The organism is Bradyrhizobium sp. CB1015 (genome assembly GCF_025200925.1).
Lineage (GTDB): Bacteria > Pseudomonadota > Alphaproteobacteria > Rhizobiales > Xanthobacteraceae > Bradyrhizobium.
Window position 1 is genome coordinate 7510580 of sequence record NZ_CP104174.1, and the last position, 26635, is coordinate 7537214.

Consider the following 26635-nt stretch of genomic DNA (forward strand, 5'->3'; position numbering starts at 1 on the left):
ATGGAGAAGGGCATTTTTGCGGGCCTGAAGGTTCTGGACTGCGCGAGCTTCATCGCAGCGCCCGCGGCCGCGACCGTGCTGTCGGATTTCGGCGCAGACGTCATCAAGATCGAGCCGCCCGGCACTGGCGACCCCTATCGCAACCTGCCGAACCTGCCGGGTTATCCCTCCGGCGAGCACAATTTCGCCTGGCTGCTGGAGGGGCGTAACAAGAAGAGCATCGCGCTCGATCTTTCCAAGGCGGAGGCGCAGGCCGTGCTTTACAGACTGGTGGAGGAGGCCGACGTCTTCATCACCAACATGCCGCCGCCGGTGCGGGCCAAGCTCGGCATCACCTATGACCATCTCGCTCATCTCAACGACAGGCTGATCTACGCCTCCTTCACCGGCTATGGCGAGAAAGGCGAGGAAGCCAACAAGCCCGGCTTCGACAGCAACGCCTATTGGGCGCGCTCCGGACTGATGGACCTCGTCCGCGCCGACACCGACACCACGCCGGCACGCTCGGTCGCGGGCATGGGCGACCATCCCTGCGCCATGGCGTTCTACGGCGCGATCGTCACCGCGCTGTATCAGCGCGAGAAGACCGGAAAGGGCTCGCACGTCGCCTCCAACCTGATGGCGAACGGGGTGTGGGCGGCGAGCGTCCTGGCGCAGGCCAAGCTCTGCGGCGCCAAGTTCGGCGAGCGGCGGCCGCGCGAGCGCGCGCTGAACGCGGTCGCCAACCACTACCAGTGCAAGGACGGCCGCTGGCTGATCCTGACCCTGCTGAACGAAGAGAAGCAGTTTCCGACGCTGGCCAAGTGCGTGGGGCGCGAAGACCTGATCGACGATCCCCGCTTCGTCACCAAGGCCGACCGCCACGCCCGCTCGGTCGAGCTGATCAAGATCCTGGACGAGACCTTCGCCACGAAAGATCTCGCCGAGTGGCGAAAGATCCTCGACGGCAACGGCCTCGTGTTCGGCGTCGTCGCCATCCTGGACGACATCCCGAACGACAAGCAGATGCTCGACAACGAGGTGCTGCTGCCGTTCGAGAACGACACCATGCTCACCATCAACAGCCCGATCTGGATCGACGGCGCCAAGAAAGTGCAGCCACGCAAGCCGCCGGCCGTCGGCGAGCACAGTAACGAGATTTTGCGCGGCGCGGGATATGACGAGGCGGCGATCAAGCAGCTGCGGGGCTCGGGAGCGGTAGGGTAAAGCGGCGCCTCACGCTCCACTGTCGTCGTCCCGGGGCGCGCACAGCGCAAACCCGCGCCCCATAACCACAGGGAGCGGTTATCGGGCACGACTGGTCACTCCGAGTCTTCGCCAAACGCCTCCCTGTGGTTATGGATCCCGGATCTGCGCTCCGCTTCGCTGCGCTTGTCCGGGACGACGATAGCGAAATTGCTCGCACGCGCAGATGCATTGCTGGATTGCTTCGCTGCGCTCGCGATGACGGCGTGGGGCGATCTCGCTTATACTCGCGGCAACAACACGCCTCGCGAGGTCCCATGCCCCTCTACCGCCTGCACTACTTCCCCGAATCCGGCAACAGCTACAAGCTGGCGCTGATGCTGACGCTTTGCGGCGAGACGTTCGCGCCGGTCTGGACCGACTTCGGCGGCGGCGTCACGCGCACGGCGGAATGGCGCAAGACCGTCAACGAGATGGGCGAGATTCCCGTGCTCGAGGTCGACGGCGTGAAGATGACCCAGACCGCGCCGCTGCTGCTGAAGCTGGCCGAGCAATATGGCCGCTTCGGCGCCGAGACGGAGGACGAGAGGTTCGAGCTGCTGCGCTGGCTGTTCTGGGACAACCACAAGCTCACCGGCTACATGGCGACCTACCGCTTCATGCGCGCCTTCACCGAGAAGAACGATCCGCAGGTGTTGAAGCATTTCCGCCGGCGGCTCGAGGACTTTCTCGGTATCCTCGACGGTCATCTCCAGCACAACGCCTTCGCGATCGGTGCAAAGCCGACGGTCGCGGACATTTCGATGATGGCCTATCTGCACTATCCCAGCGACGAGCACGGGTTCGATTTCGCGGCGAGCCATCCCGCCATCCACGCCTGGCTCGGCCGCATGGCCGCGCTGCCCGGCTGGAAGCCGGCCTACGAGCTGCTGCCCGGCAAGCGGATGACGAATTACGCGACGTGAGGGCTTCGATCACCTCAGCGACAGCCAGCCGAGCGTGAACAGAATGCCGCCGACGATCACGGCCACCGCAACCGCGCAGATGCTGACGCGGGCGCTGCCGGTGACCTGCTTGGCTTCCTCGTTCCGCGCGATCTCGCGATTGCGCGCCTTGTTGGCTTCGCCGGTATTCGTCATGGGTCATCCAAATCGCTTGCGGGTTTATCGCGTCTTGATGAAGCACATGCCGATGCGGCGCGAGGCCGCGGCAGCCTGGCAGGTCAGACCGTTAGCACAGCTCCATGACGTAAAACTCCTGTCCGGCGTTCCCGATCCCGCAACTTGCAGGGAACAATGCGCGCCCCAGCCGTCCTGATATTCGCTGCCGGCGAGCTCGCTTCTGCCGCGGGTCTGCGGCCTATCGGCAAATCCGCGTGAGAAATCAGGGCTTGTTCCGGCCGCGAACGCGGTCAGGATGTCGCGGCGACGGAGCTGGTCGCCGAAGAAGTGCGGCGAGGCCGGCACGATGGTGGAATTGGACGGCTTATCGGCGAGCCAATCGACGCCCGGGAAATGGAAGCCGCCGATGCCGCGGGTCTGGTGGCAGCCGGCGCAGGTGATGTCGTTGAGGCGGCGCTGGAAGCCTGCGACCGACCGGACGTTCTGCATGTCGAGGCCGCGGGCCGCCGCCTGCTTCAGCGCGCCGACCACGTCATTGTCGGTGAAGACGGGATCGCCCTTACCCTCCCCCTGCATCAAGCCGAACTCCGGCTGCAACACCGAGGCATCGAGGCCGGCGGGGGTCGGCACCATTGCGGCCTTGGCCAGGAATTTCTCCGGGATCAGCACGGTGCCGCGATCGAACGCGCGCAAGTTCTCGGGCGCGAGCAGCCAGGCCTTGAAGTCGCGCCGCAGCGCATCGTCGGCAAGAATGCGATCGCGGTCGATCTGATTCTCCAGCGTCGATTCCTCGAACGTCCTGGTGGCAGCGTCGTACTTGAACACCTTGAGAAGATAATCGGAGCGGAAATCGTGCAGCGCCGATTTCGGCGCGACCGAGACCTGGATGTTGGTCTCGATGCTGTCGAGCATGGCGTCGGAAGGCGGGAAGCGGTTGCCGATCAAATCTTGCCAGTCGCCATTGTCGAGCCAACGCCGCGCGATCTCGGCGCAGCTCACCGGCTTGCCGTTCGCATCCGTCCGGCGCGCCTCGCGCGCCTTCATCACGAAGTTGAATGTCATCGGCAGGCGCGTTGCGGTCGTGCCGCCATCCGGCCCGCTATCGAACCGCGCGAGACGAAAGATCAGCCGGATCTCGCCGCAGGATTCCTCCGAAACATAAGCACGGTCCATGCGATTGACGATGCCGGCCAGCACGAACCGCGCCTCGCGCGATTTCAGATTGGCCCGATCGAACAATTGCGCGTCAAAACCTTCGCCGACGCCGATGGTCTCGCGCGGATAGGTCGTCCTGTACCAGGCGATGTAGCGGTCAAATTCCGCATCGATCGCGGGCAGAATCGCTTTCAGCTGCGGCAGCGAGGCGAACATCAGCTCGGTCGTGAGCGGGACGTCCGAATTCCGCTCCGGCGACAAAAGGCGCGAGATCGTCAGCGCATTGCTCTGGTCGAGCGTGCGCAGGAGAGCGGGATCGGTGATCGCGGTGCCGCGCGTCAGCGCAGAATTCTCCGCTGCGAAGAGCGGAACGACACCGCCCAGCAATGCGGCGGCAGCAACGAGAATTCGCAAGGCGCGGCCCATGCCTGAGGTAACACCGCGCAAGCGTGCCTATTCAAGCAAAAAGGCGCCTCACATCGCGGTGAAGCGCCTCTCCGAAGGTCGAATATCGAACGCTCAGCGCGCGGTGATCAGCCCCCTTGAGGTGACGACCACCCAGCGGCCATCCTGGCGGCGGATCGCATCGACACGGCCGACGCCGGGAATGGGATCGCCGGGATAGACCTCGTAGAGGCCGTCGCGGCCCTCGATCAGCGCGCCGCCGTTGCTGGCGTTGCGCAGCCGCCAACCTTCGATCGTCGGCAGACGTCCGACTTCGGTCTTGGGAGCTGCGGGCGCCGGGGCCGGTGCGGCCGCCGCGGTCGCGACCTGGGTCTGGGGCTGGGTCGGCGCGATCGAGCCGGTGGTCTCCTTGGGCACCGCTGCTGCGGCCTGTGCTGGCGCGGCGGGCGCCGTGGCGCGAAGCTTGTCGACGGTCTCGGACAGCTTTGCGATCCTGGCCAGCGGCTCGGCCTGCGCCTTCTCGAGCTTGTCGAGGCGGTCGTTGGCGCGGTTGAACTGGCTCAGGCCGGACTTGGAACTCTGCTCGACATTGGCCTTCAGTGCGACGAGGTCGGCATCGATCCGCGCGACGGACGCGTCCAGCGCGCTGGTGTCGGCGACCTGGACCGGCGGCTGGGCTGGAGCAGCGAAACGCATCATGCCGGCGGTCGCAAGCGCGCCGCTGATCGCGCCGACGCCGGCGGCAATCGCCACCACCGCGGCCATCACCGATTGGCGACGCTTGCTGCCGGCCTCGCGCGGCTCGTCCGCCTTCCCATGCGGGACGAACTCCTCGCGCTCCCAGGCGCGGTCGGCGGGCGGCATGACGATGAGCTTTCCGAGCTTCGGCTCAGCCTTGACCTCGCTCTTGGCGTCAATCTTGGCCTCAGTCTTGGCCTCGAACTTCGGCACTTCGATCCGCGGCGGCTCAATCTTCGGAGCTTCCGCCTTGACCGGATCCGGCTTGGGCGGCGCTTCGTGGTCGGGGGCGATCGAGGGGACGTCGATACCGGCGGCAGCCTCGACGGCCTGCGGCGCTGCAGCCTCGACAGCACCGGAATCCTGGGCAGCCTGCTCGGGCATTGGTTCGCTCACGGCTCAAATACTCCAGTCTCGGTTGACCTTTTGGTAACTTTCATTGCTTGCGAAATCCTTACCTCGGGACCCGCTTACCGAAATTTTAGGAAGTTATCAGGGGCCGAATTGGGCCGGGAAAGTGGAACCGGTGTGGCGGGCGTGAAACAATTCGTAATCGGGAGAAGATGAACGGCAGCGGAATGGCCGACACGCAGCGCAAAGCTAACCCCGTCATCCTGAGGCGCGAGTGGCACGATGCCGAGCATCGCGCCGGGAGCCTCGAAGGATGAACGGCCGAACTGCAGCAGTCGGGCCGCCGCCCTTCGAGGCTCGCCAAAGTGGCGAGCACCTCAGGGTGACGGTGCGAGAGTTGACCTGGCTCCTCTTCACATCACCACCGGAGCATCCGGCAGCTCGTTCGCATGCGGCCCCTGCTTCGGAAAATGCTTTGCCAGCTCGCGCGACACCGCCTCGATGCCGCTGATCACGCCGCGTTCGAACCGGCCCGATCTGAACTCGGCCTCCATCGCGCGGCAGATCGTCTCCCAACCCTCCGCGCCGACCTTCGCGTCGATGCCGCGATCGGCGATGATCTCGACGTCGCGGTCGGCGAGCAGGAGATAGATCAGAACGCCATTGTTGTGGGCGGTGTCCCAGATGCGTAAGTGCGAGAACACGTCGAGCGCGCGCGCGCGGGCCGGCTGGTTGCGGAAGAGCGGACGGCCGTCGAGCGCCCCTTCGACGACGAAGCGGACCTGGCCGCAATGGGTGGCTTCGCCGCGCTTGATCGCCTGCTCGATGCGGTCGAGCACCGCTTGCGGGAAAATCTGCTTCGCCCGCCAATGATGCTGCACGAGATGCCTGGCAATGCGCTTGATGCTCATGACGCTACCAGCTCCCCGAGGCGCCGCCGCCACCGAAACTGCCCCCACCGCCGCTGAAACTGCTGTCGCTATCACTGCTGCTCGACGATCCGCTGCTCCAGCCGCCCGAGGAGCCGCTCGACCACGAGCCGCCATGCGACCGGCCCGTGCCCGGCGTGATCGCCGAGAACAGATCGGCGATGAATCCGACGATGAAGCCGAGGATGCCGACAGCCGCCGCGAGCGCCGCGGAGCCGAGAATGAGCCAGGTCACCGCGGCGATGATGCCCCCGGTCACCAATGATCCGAGCAGCCGGCCCAGGATCGCGCGGAAGAACCCGCCGACGCCGATCGAGGCGAACAGCGCCACGGCAAACACCGGCGCGAGATCGTCCAGATTGTGGGCGAAATTGACGCTGCGCGAGGGTGACGGCAGCGGCTCGCCGTCGATCACCCGCATCATGCGGTCGACGCCTGCGCTGATGCCCGCGGCGAAATCGCCGCTTCTGAACCTGGGGGTGATATCCTCGTCGATGATGCGCCGCGAGGTGACGTCGGTGAGCACGCCTTCAAGACCATAGCCGACCTCGATGCGCAAATGCCGGTCGTTCTTGGCGACGACGAGGATCGCGCCATCGTCGACCTTCTTGCGGCCGATCTTCCAGGCCTCCGCGACCCTGATCGAGAATTGCTCGATCGTTTCCGGCTGCGTCGTCGGGACGATCAGGACGGCGATCTGGCTGCCCTTGCGGTTCTCGAAGTCGCGCAGCTTTTGCGTGAGCGTGGCGATGTCGCTGCTGGAGAGCGTGCCGGTCTGATCGACGACGCGGCCGGTGAGCTGGGGGACGGCGACGTCGGCGTGGGTGGGGACGGCGAGGGCGAGGAGGAGTGCTGCAACGATGACCGCGCACCACACCCTCGCTGTCATCGCCCGGCTTGACCGGGCGATCCAGTATTCCAGGGACGCCGGCGGGATACGGTGAAGCCGCGGCGTACTGGATTCCCCGCTTTCGCGGGGAATGACAGTGGTGGGTGGGACGCGCATCGGGGCCGAACGCGCTTACTTCGACGGCGCCGGTGCCGGATTGAAGTCCACCTTCGGCGCGGTCGAGATCGCCTTCTCGTTCTCGACCGAGAAGTTCGGCTTCTCCTTGTAACCGAACGCCATCGCCGTGAGATTGGTCGGGAACGAGCGGATGGTGACGTTATACTCCTGCACCGCCTTGATGTAGCGGTTGCGCGCCACCGTGATGCGGTTCTCGGTGCCCTCGAGCTGCGACATCAGGTCCTTGAACAAGGCGTCAGACTTCAGCTGCGGGTAATTCTCGGTGACGACCAGGAGGCGCGACAGCGCGCTGGAAAGCTCGCCCTGCGCGGCCTGGAATTTCTGGAACGCGGCGGGATCGTTCAGCACCTCCGGCGTTGCCTGGATGCTGCCGACCTTGGCTCGTGCATTGGTGACGCCGAGCAGCACGTCCTTCTCCTGCTGGGCAAAGCCCTTCACCGAGTTGACGAGATTGGGCACGAGATCGGCGCGGCGCTGATACTGGTTCACGACCTCGGACCAATTGGCCTTGATCTGCTCGTCCTCGCTCTGGATCGCGTTATAGCCGCAATTGGTCAGGCTCAGCGAGGCCAGGGCGGCCAGCACGGTCAGGATCTTGCGCATTAAATTTCTCCCGGTGGAATCCGGCGCAAAGTACCAGATTGCGCGCCCGAGAAAAGCAGCCGGCTGACGCAAGCCTCTTGCCTCGCACCGGCCGACATAGTCAACTCCCGCCAAACAAAAGCGGAAACGCCAGGGGGAACGCGATGTCCTCGTTCGAGACCATCCTCGTGGAACGGCCGGAGCCGGCGATCGTCCGTGTCGTGATGAACCGGCCCGAGGCGCGCAACGCGCAGAACCTGCAGATGACCTACGACCTCAACGCCGCCTTCGACGCGGCGGTGCAGGACGATGCGGTCAAGGTGATCATTCTCGCCGGCAACGGGCCGCACTTCTCCTCCGGCCACGACCTGCGCCCCGGAGACAAGAATACCGCAGGGGTCGATTTTCCGCCGATCGGAAATTGGGGCGGCTTTGCCGAGCCGAACGCCCATGGCCGGTTCGCCCGCGAGCAGGAGATTTATCTCCAGATCACGCGGCGCTGGCGCAACCTTGCGAAGCCCACGATTGCCGAAGTCCACGGCAAGTGCATCGCCGGGGGCTTGATGCTGGCCTGGGCCTGCGATCTCATCGTCGCCAGCGACGATGCACAGTTCTGCGATCCCGTCGTGACCATGGGCGTGTGCGGCGTCGAATGGTTCGTGCATCCCTGGGAGCTGGGCGCGCGTAAGGCCAAGGAGTTCCTGTTCACCGCCGACAGCTGGAGCGCCGAGGAGGCGCACCAGCTCGGCATGGTCAACCAGATCGTGCCGCGCGCGGAACTGTCGTCGCGCGTGCTGGAGCTGGCGCGAAGGATCGCGACAAAACCGTCGTTCGCGCTGAAGCTGACCAAGGAGGCGGTCAATCGCTCGGTCGACGTCATGGGCCAGCCGGCGGCGATCGACCAGGCCTTCGCGCTGCATCAGCTCTGCCACGCGCACAATCTCCAGGAGTTCGGCATGATCGTCGATCCATCCGGCCTGCATCCCTCCGTGCGCACGCCGCCGGCCGCGGAGTAGACGCGATGGATCTCAATCTCAGTGACGAGCAAAAGTTGCTGCGCGAAAGCGCGGAACGGTTCGTGGCCGAAAGCTACGATGCCGATCACCGCCGCAAGATGGCGAACGATCCGCTCGGCTTCAGCCCGGCCGTTTGGAAGCAATTCGCCGAGCTCGGCTGGCTCGCGCTGCCGCTTCCCGAAGAGTATGGCGGGCTCGGCGGCGGCGCGGTCGACATCGGCATCCTGATGGAGGCTTTCGGCCGCGGGCTGGTGTCGGAGCCCTATGTCGCGACTGTCGTGCTCGGGGCGGCGCTGATCGCCAGATGCGGCACCAGCGAGCAGAAGCAGGCGAGCCTGCCCAAGGTGGCGGACGGATCGCTGAAGCTTGCCTTGGCGCATTCGGAGCGCGCCGCCCGCTTCGATCTTGCCAAGGTCACGACCAGCGCCAACAAGACGGGACAAGGCTGGCGCCTGTCCGGCAGCAAGATTGCCGTGCTCGACGGACATGCCGCCGACGAGATCATCGTCTCCGCCCATATCCACGATCATCGGGGACCCTCGGGGCGGATCGGCCTGTTCCTCGTGCCGGCCACGACGCCGGGCCTCGTCATCAGTGATTATCCGCGTCTCGGTGGCGGACGTGCCTGCAACATCGAGCTGCTCGACGCGCATCTGCCGGAGGACGCCCTGCTCGGCGACGGCAGCGATGCCCTGCCCGCGATCGAATGGGCGGTTGACCGCGCCATGGCGGCGCTGGGCGCCGAAGCGGTCGGCATCATGCAGACGCTGCTCGACACCACGCTCGACTACACCAAGATCCGAAAGCAGTTCGGCCGGCCGCTGTCGGCCAACCAGGTGATCCGCCACCGCCTCGCCGACATGGCGATGCAGGTCGACGAGGCGCGCTCGATGGCGCTGCGGGCGGCGTTGAAGGCCGATCGCGCGCCGATCGAGCGTGCCCGGGCGGCATCGGGCGCGAAGGCGAAGATCGGAAAATGCGCGCGCTTCGTCGGCGAGCAGTCGATCCAGCTGCATGGCGGCATGGGCGTCACGGAGGAGCTCGAGGTTGGCGCCTATTTCAAGCGGCTCGTCGCCTTCGACACGCTGTTCGGCGGCAGCGCGCATCACTATGCCCGCCACGCCGAACTTGGCCGCAGGGCCATCTCGGCCTGACAAGGAGCGCATCATGGACCTGTCGTTCAATGCCGAGGAGCGCGCCTTCCAGGATGAGGTGCGCGGATTCATTGCCAAGAACCTCACCGAGGAGATGAAGCGCGCGACCGCGCTGACGCCATCGGTGTTCTCCGACCCCGATATCGGCATGGCCTGGCAGCGGGCGCTGCACGCCCAAGGCTGGGGCGCACCGGGCTGGCCGGTCGAATATGGCGGCCCCGACTGGACGCCGGCGCAGCGCTGGATCTTCGAAACCGAATGCGCCCGCGCCGGCGTGCCCAACGTCAACGTGATGGGCGTGAAGATGGTCGGGCCTGTCATCATCGGCTTCGGCAGCCCCGAGCAGAAGAATTTTTACCTGCCGCGGATTCTCTCCGGCGAGGACTATTGGTGCCAGGGCTATTCCGAGCCGGGCTCCGGCTCCGATCTGTCGTCATTGAAGACACGCGCGGTGCGCGACGGCGACGATTACATCATCAATGGCACCAAGATCTGGACCACGCATGCGCACCACGCCAACCGCATGTTCGCGCTGGTGCGCACCAGCGACGGCGAGCGGCAGCAGGACGGCATCAGCTTCATCCTGATCGACATGAAGACGCCGGGCATCACCATCCGTCCCATCCTCACCATCGGCGGCGACCACGAGGTCAACCAAGTGTTCTTCGACGACGTGCGCGTGCCCGTGGCCAACCGGGTCGGCGAGGAAGGCAAGGGCTGGACCTACGGCAAATATCTGCTCGAGTTCGAGCGCGGCGCGGGCATCGCCTCGGCCAAGCTGCGCGAAGGCCTGAAGGCGATCGCGGACCTCGCCGAGTCCGACCTCACGGGGCGGGCGATCGACAGCCCCGACATCGCAACCCGGATCTCGGAGGTCGAGGTCGACATCGACGCGCTGGAGATGACGGAGCTGCGCGTGCTCTCGGCACTGCAGACCGGCCAAAATCCAGGTGCGGTGTCCTCGATCCTGAAGCTGCGCAACAGTGAAATCCGCCAGGCCGTGACACGGTTAGGGGCCGACGTGATCGGCCATGATGCTCTCGCCGTCGAGCCGATGCGCCCGCTCTACAAGCTCAACCACGAGCCCGCGATCCCTGAGGAGATGCTGACGGTGATGCCGGAATATCTCAACGGCCGCGCCTACACCATCTTCGGCGGCACCTCGGAGATCCAGCGCGACATCATCGCGAAGATGATGCTGGGGATTTGAGGGCTCGTAGCCCGGATGGAGCGCAGCGCAATCCGGGACAACAACCGTGAGCGGCCCCGGATTTCGCTTTGCTCCATCCGGGCTACGGCACCGAGTATTTGGCGAGCGCCCGTGCTCCAATCTCGCTCTCGTCCCCGCCTAGTGCGCAATTGCGCACGGGGGCGGGGACCCATAAGCCCAGGGAAAGGTTATGGGGTAAGCTGGTCACTACGAGTCTTCGCCAAACTCGCCCTGTGGTTATAGGTCCCGGGCTCGCGCTTTGCGCGCCCCGGGACGACGAGCTGAGCTTGGCGCAATAGCCTGCGCAACAGCTAGCGCACTTACCCTGCCGCCTTCGCGTCCCGGATCGCCTGCCAGAGCTTCTGCGGCGTCAGCGGCGTGTTGAGCTGGGTGATGCCGAGCTCGGCGAGTGCGTCCATCACGCCGTTGGTGACGCAGGGCGGGCCGCCGATCGCGCCGGATTCGCCGCAGCCTTTTGCGCCGAGCGGATTGGTGCGGCAGGGTGCGGAATCGTCCAGCGTCACCACGATCGGCGGAACGTCGTCGGCGCGCGGGATGCAATAGTCCTGGTAGCTCGCGGTCAGCAGCTGGCCGTCAGCGTCATACGACACGCCCTCATACAGCGCCTGGCCGATGCCTTGCGCGACGCCGCCATGGATCTGCCCCGTCACCAGCATCGGGTTGACGGCGACGCCGACATCGTCGACCGTGGTGTAGCGCACGACCTTGGAGACGCCGGTCTCGGGGTCGATCTCGACCTCGCAGATATGCGTGCCGTTCGGCCAGCTCGGACCATCGACCTCGCCTTCGGAATCGACGCTGAGCTTGGCGCCGCTCTCCTTCCCGGCGAGATCGAACAGGCTGATGCGGCGGTCGGTGCCGACCACGGTGAGCATGCCGCCCTGATATTCGATGTCCTCGACCGAGGTCTCCAGCACGTTCGCCGCCTTCTCGCGCGCCTTCTGGATCAGATCGTTGGAGGAGACCGCAACGGCCGTGCCGCCGACGAACAGCGAACGCGAGCCGACGCTGCCGAACCCCATGGCGAGATCGGTGTCGCCCTGGACCACGTCGATCTTGTCCATGGGAATGCCGAGCGTGTCGGAGATCATCTGGGTGTAGGTGGTCTGCAGCCCCTGCCCCATCGCCATGGTGCCGGAATGCAGCACGACGCGGCCTTGCGAGGTCGCCTGCAGCGTCACCTTCTCGGTGTGGGCGCGGCCGCCGGTCCACTCGATGTAGGAGGTGAGCCCGCGGCCGTAGAGCAGGCCCTTCTTCTTCGCCGCCTTCTTGCGCGCGGCAAAGCCGTCCCAGTCCGCGAGCTTCACGGCGCGGTCGAGCATGTGTGCGAAGGCGCCGGAATCGTAGACCTGGCCGGCCGCATTGGTGTAGGGCAGCTGCGCCGGCTTGATGTAATTGGCTTTGCGGATCGCGCGCGGATCCATGCCGATTTTTCGCGCAGCAGCGTCGAACAGGCGCTCGACGATGAACACGGCCTCGGGGCGGCCTGCGCCGCGATAGGCGCCAACCGGCGCGGTGTGGGTCATCACCGTCTTCACTTCGAAATGCACCAGCGGCAGGTCGTAGACACCGGTCTGCACGAACGGCCCGAGCACCAGCGGGATGATGTTGGCCGCGCCCGAGGAATAGGCCCCCGTGCAGCCGATCGACTTGACGCGATAGGCGAGCACCTTGCCCTTCTCATCCAGCGCGAAGGAGGCCGTCGACGTGAGATCGCGGCCATGGGTGCCGCCGACGAATTCGTCGGTGCGGTCGCCGCGCCAGCGGATCTTCTTGTTCAGCTTGGTCGCGGCGTAAGCGACGATGCCGTCTTCGGGATAGAGATTGGTCTTCTGGCCGAAGCCGCCGCCGATATCGCCGACCAGCACGCGGACGCTATCCTTCGGACGCTTGAGCACGGCTTCCGCCAGCACGTCGCGGGTCGAGGCCGGCGTCTGCGACTGCACGTGCAGCAACAGACGGCCGGACTTCTTGTCGATCTCGGCAATGGTCGAGCGCGGCTCCATTGCGGATGGCACCAGGCGCTGGCTGACGATATCGAGCTCGACCGTATGCGCGGCCTTGGCAAAGGCCTCGTCGACCTTGGCGGCATCGCCGTAAGCCATGGCGCCGACGATGTTGTCGGGCGCCTCCGGCCATACCACGGGCGCGCCAGGCTTCACCGCCTCGACGGGGTCGACCACCGCGGGCTGCACGTCGTATTCGACCACGATCGCCTCGGCCGCGCTCTGCGCCTCCACGCGCGATGAAGCCACCACGGCGGCCACGGCCTCGCCGGCATAGCGCACGACCCCGTCGGCGAGCAGCCGGCGCGGCGGCACCGTCATCGGCTTGCCGTCCGGGCGCTTGAAGATGTTCAGCGTCGGGATGGTGCCGATGTCGTCCTTGACGAGGTCCGCGCCGGTGTAGATCGCGGCGACGCCCGGCATCGAAGCCGCGGCGCTGGTGTCGATCGAGACGATCTTGGCGTGGGCGTGCGGCGAGCGCAGCACGTGCAACCACAAGGCGCCGTCGGCCGGCTTGTCGTCGATAAACTGTCCCTTCCCGGTGAGCAGCCTCTGGTCTTCCAAACGCTTGACGGGTTGCCCCGCTCCGAAACGCAAATTGCCGGGAACAATGTTCATTCCGCTGTGTCCTCGAAATCCGCAAAAGCGACCGCGGCGGTTTTAGCGGATTTTGCGGGCCAGACAACCGAGCCCCGGCGCATCTGCAATGCGCGTCAAAGCCCCTTGCAGGCGCGGATTGGGAGGCTAAAGCGCGATGAGATTTGGACGAATCGTCATCGCGCTTTAGGTCTTTGTTTGAGCATGATCTTTTCGGAAAACCGCTTCACACTTTTCCGGATCATGCTCTAGGACCGGTCGATATCGACGATGCTCACATTGACATCGCGGCTGTCGGAGCCGCGTTTGACCGTGAGCCGAACGGTCTTCCCGGCCCCGGCCTGCTCCAGCGCATCGGTCAGGTCGGAGAGGCGGCGCACCGGCTTGCCTTCGGCTGCGGTGATGATGTCTCCGACCGCTCCCGTCGAAAAGTTGACGCCGCGAATTCCTGCCCGCTCGGCAGGGCTGCCGGGGGCCGTGCGCACCACGATCACCCCCTCGACGCCAAGCCGCGTCGCGACATCCTCGCCGGCGGCCACGATGCCGATGCCGGGCGTCGGCACCCGGCCATTGCGGATCAGCTCGGGCACGATCCGGTTCACGACGTCGACCGGCACAGCAAAGCCGATGCCGGCATTCGATCCGGACGGCGATATGATCGCGGTCGTGACGCCGATCAGCCGGCCGGCGGAATCCAATAACGGCCCGCCTGAATTGCCGGGGTTGATGGCGGCATCGGTCTGGATGACGTTGGCGATCTCCCGGCCGCCATGGGTCGGGAGCCGGCGCTTGAGCGCGCTGATGATGCCAGAGGTCATCGACTGATCCAGCCCGAAGGGATTGCCGATCGCGAAGGCGGATTGTCCGACTTTCAGGTCGTTCGAACTGCCGAGAGCGATCGGCGCCGGAAGCTGGCGCACGCTGCGGATGCGCAGCACCGCGAGATCGTAATTGGGAGCCGTGCCGACCAGGTCGACCTGGGCCACTTCTCCCGACGCAAAGCGCACGGCGATCTCGCCGCCACTGGCGACGACATGATTGTTCGTCACCAAGTGCCCCTCGCGGTCCCAGACGAATCCCGTCCCGGAAGCGCCGGCGCCGCCCTGGCTCTCCTCGCCCATGAGGGGACTTGCCGCCGATCTGACCGCAACCTGAACAACCGACGGCGATACACGCTCGAAGATGTCGATCGTCGCCCTTTCTCCGTCCCACAGCGGGCCGCGCTGCTCGACAGCACGTGCGGAGGGCGCCGCCCATGGGACATACGAGATCGGGACATGCAGGATCTTCGCGGCGGTGACGGCGAGCAGCAGGGCGGCGAAGGCTGCCGCGGCAATCGCGTAGCGACGATTCATTGGTGATCACCGTGTCTTGTGCTGAATGCGGGCTCTGACATGCGCATGCGTAGGCGACAGATGTCGCTGACGCAGCAACGTCGCAAACGGACGGAAGTTTCTTGGTTGGGCAGGTAAGGGCCTTTTTGGCTCCCGCAGGGGGGTGCCGGGGCATATTGCCGCGTGGCAAACAGCTATGTCAGCTCCCTCAACGCCGCTTCCACCACCTTGCGCGCGTCGGCCGTCAGCGCGGCCTGCGGCGCGACGGGGTCGCCGACGTCATAGCCCTGGATCGCAAGGCCGGCCTTGATGCAGGCCGCGAGATTAAAGCGGGCGAAGGCTTCGTTGATCCGCCACAGCCGGCGCTGCAGCGCCATGGCCTCGTCCCAGCGGCCGGCCGTGCAGAGCTCGTACAGCGCGACGCTCTGGCGCGGGATGATGCAGGCAGGTCCCGCCATCCAGCCGCGGCCGCCGATCAGCATCACCGCCGCCGGAATGTGGGCGGAGGCGGAGAACACGCGCAAGGCGTCGCCGCAGCGGTTCATGATCGAGAGCAGCCGTCCGGTGTTGGTCGAGGCATCCTTGATGTAGCCGATGCGCGGATGCTCGGCGAGGCGCGCGATGACGTCGAGGGTGAGATCGGAACGCTGGAATTGCGGATTGGTGTAGATGACGACGGGAATGTCCACGGCATCGGCGATGGCGCGGAAGTAGGATTCGACTTGCGCATCGTTCAGCGGGAAATACGCCTCCAGGATCGCAAGGATGCCGTCGGCCCCACACTTCTGATAGGCTTTCGCCTGCGCCACCGCATCCGTCGTCGAAGTCGAGGCGACGCCGGCGACGACCGGCACGCGGCCTTTGGCGGCTTCAATCGTGGTCTGCACCACCGCCATGCGTTGCGTGGCGTTGAGATAGGCGAATTCGCCGGTCGAGCCCAGCGGCGTCAGCCCGTGCACGCCGGCGCCGATCAGGTCGCCGCAGAGTTTTGCCAGCACGTTGGTTCGCACCGTGCCGTCGGCATCGACGGGCGAGACGAGGTACGGAAAGACACCGTGGAATTCGGACATGCGGCGCGGATCCCGGTCGATTGGTTTGCGGCTGACCGCTATTACCAATGCCGGCGCCGGCGATCAAACCCTGAGCAGACGCACCCGCGTGCCCCAGGGATCGACCGCCTCCACGCCGTCGGCAAGTGCAGTGATCTTCACCCCGCCCTTGCGCAGCCGTTCTTCCTGCGCGGCGAGCAGCTCCGGCTTCGCCATCACCAGCGAGAACCAGGCAAGACCGGTCGTGAAATCGTCGCGCTGGCCGGCGCCCTGGCTCTGCCAGACGTTCATGCCGAGGTGATGGTGATAGCGGCCCGACGCCAGGAACGCGGCGCCGTTGCGGCGGCGGGTCGGGTCGAGGCCGACAGTGCCGTGATAGAAGCTCTCGGCCTGCGCGAGATCGCCGACGCGCAGATGCATGTGGCCGATGCGCATTCCGTCCGGCGCCTTGGCGTAATCAGGAACGCGCGTGTTGGTCAGCGACAACAGGTCGGGGATGTTGAGCTCGTCCGTTGCCATGTTCACGCTGCCGTCGCTCCATTGCCATTGCGAGGGATCGCGGTCGGCATAGACCTCGATGCCGTTGCCTTCGGGGTCGTCGAGATAGACGGATTCGCTGACGAGATGATCGGCGAAGCCCGACAACGGCACTCGGTGCGAGGCGGCATGAACCAGCCAGCGCGCCAGATCCTTGCGCGTCGGCATCAGGAAGGCGGTGTGGTAGAGGCCGGCGGCGTTGCGCGGCTCGATTACGGCATCGGGCCGGGCCTCCAACACCAGCAGCGTGAGGCCTGACGTGCCGAGCTTGGCTGTGGCCGCCGAGCGCTCCATCACGGTCAGCCCGATCACGTCGCGGTAGTAATCGGCCACCTTGTCGAGGTTCTTCACCCGCAGCGTCACCATGCCGACGCGCATCGGCGTGCGGCTGGCAAACGTCGGGCCGCCGCCCTGCGGTGTGCCCTCGGCACGGGCGGCGGCTGCGGCGGCCATCGCGAGCGAGGTGGCGCCGGCGAGCTGCAACAGGGTGCGGCGGGTGAGATCGATGGTCATCGGTCGGGGCTCGTTGATGGTTGAGGCCGCGGGGCGCAATGTCGGGCCGATTGCTACACGTTCCCGTGAGCGGCTCCCAATCACATGTTCGTCGGCCGTGGTCCTACGGAGGCCGTCCTAGTCCTGGCCACCCGGCCAGTTTCGCAATCGCCCGCGGCATCCCAGATTGAGGACAACTTACAGGAGCCCGCCATGACCGATCTAAGTCCCCTGTCCTCATTGTCGTCCGCGCTCGCGGATGTGGTGGCGCGCTCCGCGCCGTCCGTCGTGGCCGTGCATTCGCATCGTTCCCGCGCAACGGGCTTTGCCTGGAAGCCCGGCCTCATCGTCACCGCCGATGAAGCCCTGGCCGACGAGGGGGCAGTCCAGATCGGCCTTGCGGACGGCGGCACCGCGGCCGCCACGATCGTCGGCCGCGACCATACGACCGATATCGCGCTATTGCGCACGGATGGCGCCATCGCGCCGGTCAAGCTCGCCGCAACCGTCCCGCCGCTTGGCGCATTGTCGGTCGTGGTCGCGACCAACCGGGAGACACCCAGCGCGGCGCTCGGGATGGTGTCGGCGTCCGGCAAGAGCTGGCGCTCCTTGCGCGGCGGCGACATCGACGCGCGGATCGAGCTCGATGTCCGCCTGCGGGACAGCCAGCAGGGCGGGCTTGCGCTCGATGCGTCGGGCGAAGCCTTTGGCATGGCCGTGCTCGGCCCGCGGCGCGTGCTGGTGATCCCGACGGCGACGATCGAGCGTGTCGCGCCCCAGCTCGAGGCGCGTGGCCGCATCGCGCGCGGCTATCTCGGCCTCGGACTGCAGCCGGTGCGGCTCGACGACGGTACCGGTGCCATGGTGATGAATGTCGACAAGGCCGGGCCTTCGGCCGCGGCCGGCATTCGCCAGGGCGACGTGATCGTGGCGGTCAACGGCCAGAAACTGTCGGGCGTGCGCGCACTGTCGCGGACGCTGGGACCTGCGAGCGTCGGCACGGTGGTCGAGGTCGCCGCGCTCCGCGGCGGCGAGCCGATCAGCTTCAAGGTCACAATCGGCGAGAGGCCGGAGGCGTGAGCGAGGACAAGACGGCCGAGATCGTATTGTCGCTAGAGATCGACGATTCCGCCCTCGCCGACCGCCTGGCGGCGCTGCTCGGCAATGTCGCCGGGCTTCGCCTCGCCGCGCCCGGCGAGCAGCCTGCCGCGACAATCGTCGCCCGCGATCCACGTATCAGCCCTGCGGACATCGCGCTGACGCAGCGCGAGCTCGACGTGCTGGCGCTGATGGCCGAGGGCGCCTCCAACAAGATGATCGCGCGGCAGCTCGGCATCTCCGTGCACACCGTCAAATTCCATGTCGGCTCGCTGCTCGACAAGCTCGACGCCACCGGTCGCACCGATGCAGTCGCGCATGCGGCACGCCGCGGCGTGATCGAGCTCTGACGTCAGAGGGACTCACTTCGCCGAAGTCGGCGGGAAGCTGAGCTCGACCTTCAGGCCCGGCGCATTGTCATGCAGCGCAATCTCGGCGCCATGAAGCCGCGCGACCGCGGCAACGAGGCTGAGGCCGAGACCATTGCCCGGCGTGTACCGGCTCTGCTCGAGCCGGTAGAAACGCTTGAAGACATGTTCGCGCTGCTCGGCGGGAATGCCGGGACCGTCGTCGGCAATCGAGATCACCGCACCGCCATCGGCCCCGCGGCAGCTCACAATCACATGCCCACCCTTGCGGCCATGCTTGATGGCGTTGTCGACGAGATTGGCGATGGCGTCGAACAAGAGGTCGCGGTCGCCGGTGATCGCGACCTTGCGGTCACCATCGAGGCTGAGGCGCGTGGCAGTCTGCTCGGCGGCGGCATCGTAGAGCTCGACCACCTCGGCGGCGATCTCGGAAAGATCAAGCGCGCGGAAGGCGCCGGTGCGGGCGCGGGTCTCGATCTCCGAGATCCGCGTGATGGAGGCGAACATGCCGAGCACGGCATCGAGATCGGCGATGGTGTCGCCGATCAGCGCCGCATCCGCCTCGCTGTTGCGCGGGGCGTGGTAGGCCTTCTCCAGCCGGCCGCGCATGCGCGTCAGCGGCGTGCGCAGATCGTGCGCGACATTGTCGCTGACCTGCTTGACCTCGCCCATCAGCGTCTCGATGCGGTCGAGCATCTGGTTGAGGTTTTCGGCGACACGATCCCACTCGTCGTTGCTGCCGCGCAAGGGGATACGCTGGTCGAGGCCTGCGAGCATGATGGCGCGGCTCGTGGCATTGATCTGCTCGATCCGTCCCACGGTGCGCCGCGTCACCAGCACGGCCGCAAGCCCGGCGAGCACCAGCAGCAGCGCGGCGACGGCGGCCATCGCGAGCTCGATCATGCCGGTAAAGCCGTCATGATCGCCAACCGTGCCGAGCCGGCTCTCCACATAGGCCAAGGTGCCGAAATAGACGTAAGCCATGATCGCCGCGACGATCATTCCGAACGCTGCGATCGCAATCAGCGCCAGGCGGAAGGTCGAGGAGCGAAGCGTCTTAGCCAGGAGCACGGAGGCAATATCCGATGCCGCGGATGGTGTGGATCAGCGGATAGGCCTGGGCATCGTCGACCTTGCGGCGGACGCGGCCGACATAGACGTCGATGATGTTGGTGGAGGGATCGAAATGCAGGTCCCAGACGTGCTGCAGCAGCATCGCGCGGGAGACGACGCGGCCCTCGTTGCGGACGAGATATTCGAGCAGCTGGAATTCCCGCGGCAGCAGCGGGATCTTGCGGCCCCGGCGAGAGGCGCTGCGCGCGATCAGGTCGATGGCGAGATCGCCGACGCGCAGCAGCGTTTCCTTGGCGATGGTCTCGCTGCGGCGGCCGAGCGCCTCGAGCCGCGCCAGCAATTCGGTGAAGGAGAACGGCTTGACGAGGTAGTCGTCGCCGCCGGCGCGCAGGCCGCGCACGCGGTCGTCGACTTCGCCGAGCGCGGAGATGATCAGGAAGGGGGCGGCAATGCCGTCGTCGCGCAGCTGGCGCATCACGCTGATGCCGTCGATATCGGGCAGCATGCGGTCGATGGTGATCACCGCATAGTCGCGCGCGGCGCCGTGGCTGAGGGCTTCGCGGCCATTGGTGGCGAGGTCGACGTCGTAGCCCGAAACCGTCAGCTCCTCGACGAGCTGGCCTGCGGTCTCCGGATCGTCCTCGACGACCAGGATGCGGCGGTGACCTCCGCTCATGAAACACTCCGCGCGACAATCGCCACCAGACTATCCCGTTCCGGGGCTGGACGGAACCGCCCGGTGGCGATCGCGACAATGGTGCGGTACGGCGATGCTAGTACCAATAGTCTCCGCACACATTGACCCATTGCCATCCATAGGGCGTCCAGCTCCTGCGCCAGCAGCCGTCGTTGTAGCCGGCGTAGAAATAGGGGGCGCCGAAGACGGCGAACCGACGGAAATGGTGGTGATGGTGGAAGCCGTGATGGCCATGCCAGCCCGCGCCGGCAAAGCGCGGCCCGATCGCCGCATGCGCGAACCGCGCCCCGCCAAAGGCGGGACCGCCGACGTGGGCGAAGCGTGCACCGCCCATGCCGGCGGCCCGCACGCCACCAAAGCCGCCGGCGTGCATGCCGCCGCCGAAATGCCCAGCGCCGCCGAAATGGCCACCACCATGTCCGCCACCGCCAAAGCCGCCGCGCGCGAGCGCCGGTGACGCGACCGCCATCATGGCCGCGATCACGCTCGCGATGAGGCCTTTGAGAAGCCTGTTGTTCATCGAAGCGTCCTCCTTGCAGTGCGGCGGTCTTAGCGCCGCACGAAGAGGATCAGATGAGAAGAACGGGCCGTCGGCTTCAACTTACAAATGCGCCAGATTCTGACGCGGGAGTTAGGGAGATCGAGTCCCAGCTCGCTCCGTCATTGCGAGGAGCCCTTGCGACGGTCGCGGTAGGGACGCTCATTGCTGAGCGCCCCCCGCACAGATCCGTACGTGCGGCTTTCCCGCATACGGCTCCCACCTCGGGTGAGTGACGGCGAAGCGTGTTCGGGGCCAAGGATGGAGGATTTGTGGCTTGGGGAGCAAGTCGGAGGCAAGCCGCGCAACCCGCTGCCACGTCGTGCCGTCGGTCTGGCTGCGGCGCCGAAGCATTCGCCTCCAGTGTTCGATGACGAAGTAGCGGAAGGCGGCAAGCGCTCGGCTGTTGGTCGGCACCGCATGGTAATTGAAGTACCCGGTGACGACCTGCCGCAGCCATTTGCCCTGTTCGAGCACCGACTGGTGCATGCGCCGTTGCAGCCCCTGCTTCACGGCTTGCAGCTTCGCCCGCATGCGATCCTTGCGAGACTTGCGCCTGATCTGGAACTTGCCTTGCCTGGATCGGCCGCAGATGAAGGTGAAGCCGAGGAAGCTGAAGGTCTCCGGCTTGCCGAGCCCGCGACGCCGGCGGTTGTCCTCCGCATGGCGTCCGAACTCGATCAGCCGGGTCTTCTCGGGATGCAGTGACAGCGCGAACTCCTTAAGCCGTATGCGCAGTTCTTCGAGGAAGTGCCGGGCCTCATCCTCATGCTCAAAGCCGACAATGAAGTCGTCGGCGTATCGCACGATGATCATGTCACCCGTGGCCTCGCGCCGTCGGAAGCGTTCGGCCCACAGATCAAGGGCATAGTGCAGGTAGATGTTGGCAAGCAGCGGCGAGATCACCGCCCCTTGCGCTGTCCCCTGCTCGCTGACCCTGACCGTCCCTTCTTCGAGGACACCCGCCTTGAGCCATTTGCGGATCAGGCGGATGATGCGCTGGTCGCCGATCCGATGCTCTACGAAGCGGATCAGCCATTCCTGGTCCACCGTGTCGAAGAACGCCCGGATGTCGGCGTCGACAATGAAGTTCACCTTTCTGCGCTCGATTCCGACCATGAGCGCATTCATCGCATCGTGCGTGCTGCGCCCGGGCCGGAACCCGTACGAGAACCCGAGGAAGTCTTCCTCATAGATCGCGTTGAGCACAGCGGCCGTTGCCCGCTGGACGATCTTGTCCTCAAGGGCCGCAATCGCCAGGGGTCGCTGCCGTCCGTCCGGCTTCGGGATATAGACCCGCCGCGACGGCTGTGGTCGATACGCGCCCCGGTGGATACGAGCATGCAGGTCCTCGAGATTGGCCTTGAGGTTTTGCTCATAGTCCCGCCACGTCACCCCGTCCGCGCCCGCCGCGGCATGCTTCTTCAGCGCGAAGAACTCCGCCGCGAGCAGGTCGGGATTGATGTGGTGGAGCAGCGCGGTGAACCTCTCCTTCTTCCTTTCCCTTGCCGTTCGCCGTATGCGTTCCAGCGCAGGTGTCACGCTTGTCCGGCTCGGCGTCCGGGACGTGCTTTGCTGGTCCGCATTCCCCTCGGTCACGGCCCTTTGCTCCACCTGCTCCTCCGCGGATCGCTCCGCTTCGTTCGCCGGCTTCCCAGCTACTACGGCCGCATCCGACTTCCCGCACCTGTTCATCATCGGCTTCGGCTCCTCGCCTTCCCGATGCGGACCTTGGAGGCTTGTTGCCATCGGCCAGATGCGGGACCTCCCAGGTTCCGACACGATCCCTTCCTGCGTGATGGGGTCTTCGACCACGGCAGAGCGTCAGTCCCTCGCATAGCGGGACCGCACATGTTGCCTTCGACGTTGCTTACCGTCTCGGCCTCTGCGAGTTTCTGTCTTTCGCGGCTCAATAGCCCACCCCACAGGATCGCTGTGTACGCTTCGCAGCCGCCGTCACCGGCGACCACGCAACACTCGCTACCGGGCGCCCGCTACGGCCTACCCGGACCGGTCTTCCACCGGCTGGATCGCGCCAGCTTCTCCTGGCGCACAAGCAATCCAGAATCTTTCCACGGCGAGAGTCTGGATTGCTTCGCTGCGCTTGCAATGACGACGTGGATGGAGCGAATTCCGACCTCTCACCGCAAAGAGCGGGGAGAGGTTAAGACAGATCACGCCCGCTTGCCGTTGTTCTTCTCCGCCGCGCGTCGCAGCGCCTCGGCGAGGGCGCCGCCGCCCGAAGATTCCTGCTTGCGCGGCGCGGACGAGGTCATGCGTGTTGGGTTGCGCTGATTGTTGTCGCGCTGCATGCCAGGTGCGTCCTTCTTGGCGCCGACCTCGTCGTCGAGGCGCAGCGTCAGCGAGATGCGCTTGCGGGCGACCTCGAAGTCCAGCACCTTCACCTTGACGATGTCGCCGGGCTTCACCACCTCGCGCGGGTCCTTGATGTAGGTCTTGGACATCGCCGAGATGTGCACGAGGCCGTCCTGGTGCACGCCGATATCGACGAAGGCGCCGAAGGCGGCGACGTTGGTCACGGTACCCTCGAGGATCATGCCCTTCTTGAGATCCTTGATCTCCTCGACACCTTCCTTGAACACCGCAGCCTTGAACGCAGGGCGCGGGTCGCGGCCGGGCTTTTCCAATTCCTTCAGGATGTCGGTGACGGTCGGCAGACCGAAGGTCTCGTCGACGAAATCCTTCGGCTTCAAGGTGCGCACGACGTCGCCGTTGCCGATCAGCGCCTTGATGTCGCTCCTGGTCGCTTCGAGAATCCGGCGCACCACCGGATAGGCTTCCGGATGCACGCCGGAGGCATCGAGCGGATCCTCGCCGCCGAGGATACGCAGGAAGCCCGCACACTGCTCGAACGCCTTCGGCCCGAGCCGCGGCACGTCCTTGAGCGCCTTGCGCGACTTGAACGGACCGTTGGCATCACGATGCGCCACGATGCTCTGGGCAAGGCCGGAGCCGACGCCGGACACGCGCGCCAGCAGCGGCGCGGAGGCGGTGTTGACGTCGACGCCGACCGCGTTCACGCAATCCTCGACCACGGCATCGAGCGATTTGGCCAGCTTGGCCTGGCCGAGGTCGTGCTGGTACTGGCCGACGCCGATCGCCTTCGGCTCGATCTTGACGAGCTCGGCGAGCGGGTCCTGCAGGCGCCGTGCGATCGACACCGCGCCGCGCAGGGTGACATCGAGGCCGGGCAGCTCCTCCGAGGCGAAGGCCGAGGCCGAATAGACCGACGCGCCGGCTTCCGACACCACGATCTTGTTCATCTTCAGCTCAGGCAGCCCCTTGACCAGCTCGGTCGCGAGCTTGTCGGTCTCGCGCGAGGCGGTGCCGTTGCCGATCGCGATCAGCTCGACCTTGTGCTTGATCGCGAGCCGGCCGAGGGTCGCCAGCGACTCGTTCCACTGCCGCTGCGGCTCGTGCGGATAGATCGCGGTGGTGTCGACCACCTTGCCGGTGGCATCGACGACGGCAACCTTCACGCCGGTGCGGTAGCCGGGATCGAGCCCCATGGTGACGCGGGTGCCTGCGGGCGCGGCCAGCAGGAGGTCGCGCAGGTTGGAGGCGAACACGCGCACGGCTTCGGTCTCGGCCGAATTCCACAGCCGCATGCGCAGATCGATATTGAGATGCACCTGGATCTTGGTGCGCCAGGCCCAGCGCACGGTGTCGATCAGCCAACGGTCGCCGGGGCGCTTGAGGTCGGCAATGCCGAACCGCTTCATGATCTTCAATTCATAGGCGCTCGGCACGCCCGGTGGCGGCGCCTCAGTCTCGGCCTGGATTTGCAGATCGAGAATCTCTTCCTTCTCACCGCGGAACATCGCGAGGATGCGGTGCGACGGCAGTTTTGTCAGCGGCTCGGAGAAATCGAAATAGTCGGCGAACTTCTCGCCCTCGGTCTTCTTGCCGTCGCGCACCTTGGAGGCCATGCGCGCATTGGTCCACATCTCCTCACGCAGTGCGCCGATCAGGTCGGCGTCCTCGTCGAAACGCTCGACCAGGACGGCGCGGGCACCGTCGAGCGCGGCGGCGGCGTCCGCTACGCCCTTCTCCGCGTTGATGAAGCCTTCGGCGACGACCTTCGGATCATTGCCGGGCTCGGCGATAAGCTGATTGGCGAGCGGCTCGAGGCCGGCTTCCTTGGCGATCTCCGCCTTGGTGCGGCGCTTCGGCTTGAACGGCAGATAGATATCCTCGAGGCGGGCCTTGCTGTCGGCGGCCATAATCGAGGCCTCGAGCGCGGCGTCGAGCTTGCCCTGCTCGCGGACCGATTCGAGGATGGCCTTGCGGCGGTCCTCGAGTTCGCGCAGGTAGACCAGGCGCTCCTCCAGGGTGCGCAATTGCGCGTCGTCGAGCGCACCGGTCGCTTCCTTGCGGTAGCGGGCGATGAAGGGAACCGTTGCGCCGCCGTCGAGCAGCGTCACCGCCGCCTCGACCTGCTCGGCGCGAACCCCAAGCTCCTGCGCAATCTTCTGGTTGATGTTGGCCACGCGAGATTCCCTCTATCCAAGCACGCGGGCGCAGGGGCGAACCACCGGCCGCGAGACGCCGCTTATGGACCAACCAAGGTTGATTCATCAAGGTGCGGCGCGCAATCGTCGACAGAGGATTTTTTGCCCGACCGATGCGATCTCGCCACAATCGTAGGCGCGCGACGACTTGACATCACCCCCGCGTTCCGCGCCTGCTTGCTCCGCCGGGCCACTGAACTCCACGCGAGGACCAATCATGCGTACGACATCGGTCAGCGTCTTCAGGATCGCCACCACGGGCCCCGGCGACGTCTCCGGCCTGATGGACCTGATCGGCTCCGGCGCGATCGATCCCACCTCGATCCTCGCCGTTCTCGGCAAGACCGAGGGCAATGGCGGCGTCAACGATTTCACCCGGGAGTACGCGGTGGCCGCGCTCTGCACGGCGCTGGCGCCCAAGCTCGGCCTGTCGCCGGCGGCAGTCGAGCAGCGCATCGCCTTCGTGATGTCGGGCGGCACCGAAGGCGTGCTCAGCCCGCATATCACGGTGTTCACGCGCAGCGAAGCCGAGCGCCCGGCGGGCCTGTCCGGCAAGCGCCTCAGCATCGGCATGGCGCACACGCGCGACTTCCTGCCCGAGGAGCTCGGCCGCTCCGCGCAGATCACCGAGACGGCCAGGGCCGTGCAAGCCGCGATGGCCGATGCCGGCATCGGCGATCCCGCGGACGTCCATTTCGTGCAGATCAAGTGCCCGCTGCTGACCAGCGACCGCGTTGCGGCGGCAAAGGCGCGCGGCAACACAACGGCGACGACAAGCGCTTACAGCTCGATGGCCTATTCACGCGGTGCGTCCGCGTTGGGCGTCGCGGTCGCGCTCGGCGAGATCGCCACAGAAGTCGGCGACGCCGACGTGCTGCGGCGCTATGATCTGTTCTCCAAGGTGGCCTCGACCTCGTCGGGAATCGAGCTGATGCACAACGTCGTCATCGTGCTCGGCAATTCGACGTCGTCAGTCAGCGAGTGTGTGATCGGGCATGCCGTGATGGAGGATGCGATCGACGCCGCGGCGGTGACCGCGGCATTGGAGAGCGTCGGGCTTGGTGCAAATCCGCAGCCGGGCTGCGCACTCGTCAACATCTTTGCCAAAGCTGAGGCTTCGCCTGACGGCAGCGTGCGCGGCTTTCGCCACACCATGCTGGAGGACACCGACATCAGCTCGACCCGCCACGCGCGCGCCGCGGTCGGCGGCCTGATTGCAGGTCTCGCCGGCACCGGTGCGGTCTATGTCTCCGGCGGCGCCGAGCATCAGGGACCTGCGGGCGGTGGCCCGGTTGCAGCGATCGCACGACTGTCGGATTGATACGGCCCTCCTCTGCGACCCCTCCGTCCCATGCAACCCTGCCCCTCGCGGCGGCTGAGTTGATTCGCGCGGGCCGTTGCGAAAAAGGTGACGCCGCG

Annotated in this window: 23 protein-coding genes; 8 read left to right on the forward strand and 15 right to left on the reverse strand. The window is 66.1% G+C overall.

The window, feature by feature from the left end:
• A complete protein-coding gene (locus N2604_RS35140; RefSeq protein WP_260372520.1) occupies positions 1 to 1206 on the forward strand; it encodes a CaiB/BaiF CoA-transferase family protein in 1206 nt (401 codons plus the stop codon).
• Between the two features lie 296 nt (positions 1207 to 1502).
• A complete protein-coding gene (locus tag N2604_RS35145) occupies positions 1503 to 2150 on the forward strand; it encodes a glutathione S-transferase family protein (protein ID WP_260372521.1) in 648 nt (215 codons plus the stop codon).
• 9 nt (positions 2151 to 2159) lie between these two features.
• Here the strand turns inward: N2604_RS35145 and N2604_RS35150 are convergent, their stop codons facing one another.
• From N2604_RS35150 to N2604_RS35175, 6 genes are all read right to left on the reverse strand, one after another.
• Positions 2160 to 2324, reverse strand: coding sequence for a hypothetical protein (locus N2604_RS35150; RefSeq protein WP_260372522.1), 165 nt, complete (start codon positions 2322 to 2324; stop codon positions 2160 to 2162).
• A 24-nt stretch (positions 2325 to 2348) separates the two neighbouring features.
• On the reverse strand, positions 2349 to 3887 hold the full coding sequence (locus tag N2604_RS35155) for a hypothetical protein (protein WP_260376375.1): 1539 nt from the start codon (positions 3885 to 3887) through the stop codon (positions 2349 to 2351).
• 93 nt (positions 3888 to 3980) lie between these two features.
• The gene (locus N2604_RS35160; RefSeq protein ID WP_260376376.1) at positions 3981 to 4988 is read right to left on the reverse strand and encodes a hypothetical protein; all 1008 of its coding nucleotides are present in this window, start codon (positions 4986 to 4988) and stop codon (positions 3981 to 3983) included.
• Between the two features lie 380 nt (positions 4989 to 5368).
• Positions 5369 to 5866: a TPM domain-containing protein gene (locus N2604_RS35165; RefSeq protein WP_260372523.1), complete on the reverse strand. Its 498-nt coding sequence runs from the start codon at positions 5864 to 5866 to the stop codon at positions 5369 to 5371.
• A gap of 4 nt (positions 5867 to 5870) precedes the next feature.
• The gene (locus N2604_RS35170; RefSeq protein WP_260372524.1) at positions 5871 to 6773 is read right to left on the reverse strand and encodes a YgcG family protein; all 903 of its coding nucleotides are present in this window, start codon (positions 6771 to 6773) and stop codon (positions 5871 to 5873) included.
• A 132-nt stretch (positions 6774 to 6905) separates the two neighbouring features.
• Entirely contained in the window at positions 6906 to 7514 is a 609-nt protein-coding gene (locus N2604_RS35175; protein ID WP_260372525.1) for a LemA family protein, read from the reverse strand.
• Between the two features lie 143 nt (positions 7515 to 7657).
• Here N2604_RS35175 and N2604_RS35180 point away from each other — a divergent pair, with 143 nt between their 5' ends.
• The 3 genes from N2604_RS35180 to N2604_RS35190 are packed head-to-tail and all read left to right on the forward strand — an operon-like array spanning position 7658 to position 10873.
• A complete protein-coding gene (locus tag N2604_RS35180; RefSeq protein ID WP_260372526.1) occupies positions 7658 to 8509 on the forward strand; it encodes an enoyl-CoA hydratase in 852 nt (283 codons plus the stop codon).
• Positions 8510 to 8514: 5 nt separating this feature from the next.
• Positions 8515 to 9663, forward strand: coding sequence for an acyl-CoA dehydrogenase family protein (locus N2604_RS35185; RefSeq protein WP_260372527.1), 1149 nt, complete (start codon positions 8515 to 8517; stop codon positions 9661 to 9663).
• 13 nt (positions 9664 to 9676) lie between these two features.
• Positions 9677 to 10873, forward strand: a complete 1197-nt coding sequence (locus tag N2604_RS35190; protein ID WP_260372528.1) for an acyl-CoA dehydrogenase family protein — start codon at positions 9677 to 9679, stop codon at positions 10871 to 10873.
• Positions 10874 to 11193: 320 nt separating this feature from the next.
• On the opposite strand, the gene N2604_RS35195 is transcribed toward N2604_RS35190, so the two are convergent.
• From N2604_RS35195 to N2604_RS35210, 4 genes are all read right to left on the reverse strand, one after another.
• On the reverse strand, positions 11194 to 13518 hold the full coding sequence (locus N2604_RS35195; protein WP_260372529.1) for a xanthine dehydrogenase family protein molybdopterin-binding subunit: 2325 nt from the start codon (positions 13516 to 13518) through the stop codon (positions 11194 to 11196).
• Between the two features lie 227 nt (positions 13519 to 13745).
• Positions 13746 to 14852, reverse strand: a complete 1107-nt coding sequence (locus N2604_RS35200; RefSeq protein ID WP_260372530.1) for a S1C family serine protease — start codon at positions 14850 to 14852, stop codon at positions 13746 to 13748.
• Between the two features lie 173 nt (positions 14853 to 15025).
• On the reverse strand, positions 15026 to 15901 hold the full coding sequence (locus N2604_RS35205; protein ID WP_260372531.1) for a dihydrodipicolinate synthase family protein: 876 nt from the start codon (positions 15899 to 15901) through the stop codon (positions 15026 to 15028).
• Between the two features lie 63 nt (positions 15902 to 15964).
• Positions 15965 to 16930 carry a VOC family protein gene (locus tag N2604_RS35210; protein ID WP_260372532.1) on the reverse strand — a complete coding sequence of 322 codons (966 nt, stop codon included), beginning with the start codon at positions 16928 to 16930 and terminating at the stop codon, positions 15965 to 15967.
• 192 nt (positions 16931 to 17122) lie between these two features.
• Between N2604_RS35210 and N2604_RS35215 the strand changes: the two genes are divergently transcribed.
• Together N2604_RS35215 and N2604_RS35220 are read left to right on the forward strand one after the other, a co-directional pair.
• Positions 17123 to 17989, forward strand: coding sequence for a S1C family serine protease (locus N2604_RS35215; RefSeq protein WP_260372533.1), 867 nt, complete (start codon positions 17123 to 17125; stop codon positions 17987 to 17989).
• Complete coding sequence (locus tag N2604_RS35220) at positions 17986 to 18357, forward strand: response regulator transcription factor (RefSeq protein WP_260372534.1); 372 nt, start codon at positions 17986 to 17988, stop codon at positions 18355 to 18357. The genes N2604_RS35215 and N2604_RS35220 overlap by 4 nt, the downstream gene beginning before the upstream one ends.
• A gap of 12 nt (positions 18358 to 18369) precedes the next feature.
• On the opposite strand, the gene N2604_RS35225 is transcribed toward N2604_RS35220, so the two are convergent.
• The 5 genes from N2604_RS35225 to N2604_RS35245 all read right to left on the reverse strand — a co-directional run bounded on the left by N2604_RS35225 (position 18370) and on the right by N2604_RS35245 (position 25195).
• Positions 18370 to 19446: a HAMP domain-containing sensor histidine kinase gene (locus tag N2604_RS35225; protein ID WP_260372535.1), complete on the reverse strand. Its 1077-nt coding sequence runs from the start codon at positions 19444 to 19446 to the stop codon at positions 18370 to 18372.
• A complete protein-coding gene (locus N2604_RS35230; protein ID WP_260372536.1) occupies positions 19433 to 20125 on the reverse strand; it encodes a response regulator transcription factor in 693 nt (230 codons plus the stop codon). Before N2604_RS35230 ends, N2604_RS35225 begins: the two co-directional genes overlap by 14 nt.
• Positions 20126 to 20222: 97 nt before the next feature.
• Positions 20223 to 20666: a hypothetical protein gene (locus N2604_RS35235; RefSeq protein WP_260372538.1), complete on the reverse strand. Its 444-nt coding sequence runs from the start codon at positions 20664 to 20666 to the stop codon at positions 20223 to 20225.
• Positions 20667 to 20846: 180 nt separating this feature from the next.
• Positions 20847 to 22379: a group II intron reverse transcriptase/maturase gene (ltrA, locus tag N2604_RS35240; RefSeq protein WP_409241725.1), complete on the reverse strand. Its 1533-nt coding sequence runs from the start codon at positions 22377 to 22379 to the stop codon at positions 20847 to 20849.
• Positions 22380 to 22858: 479 nt separating this feature from the next.
• Positions 22859 to 25195, reverse strand: a complete 2337-nt coding sequence (locus N2604_RS35245; protein ID WP_260372539.1) for a Tex family protein — start codon at positions 25193 to 25195, stop codon at positions 22859 to 22861.
• Between the two features lie 238 nt (positions 25196 to 25433).
• On the opposite strand from N2604_RS35245, the gene N2604_RS35250 reads away from it, so the two are divergent.
• On the forward strand, positions 25434 to 26537 hold the full coding sequence (locus N2604_RS35250) for a ring-opening amidohydrolase (RefSeq protein WP_260372540.1): 1104 nt from the start codon (positions 25434 to 25436) through the stop codon (positions 26535 to 26537).
• Positions 26538 to 26635: the final 98 nt, after the last annotated feature.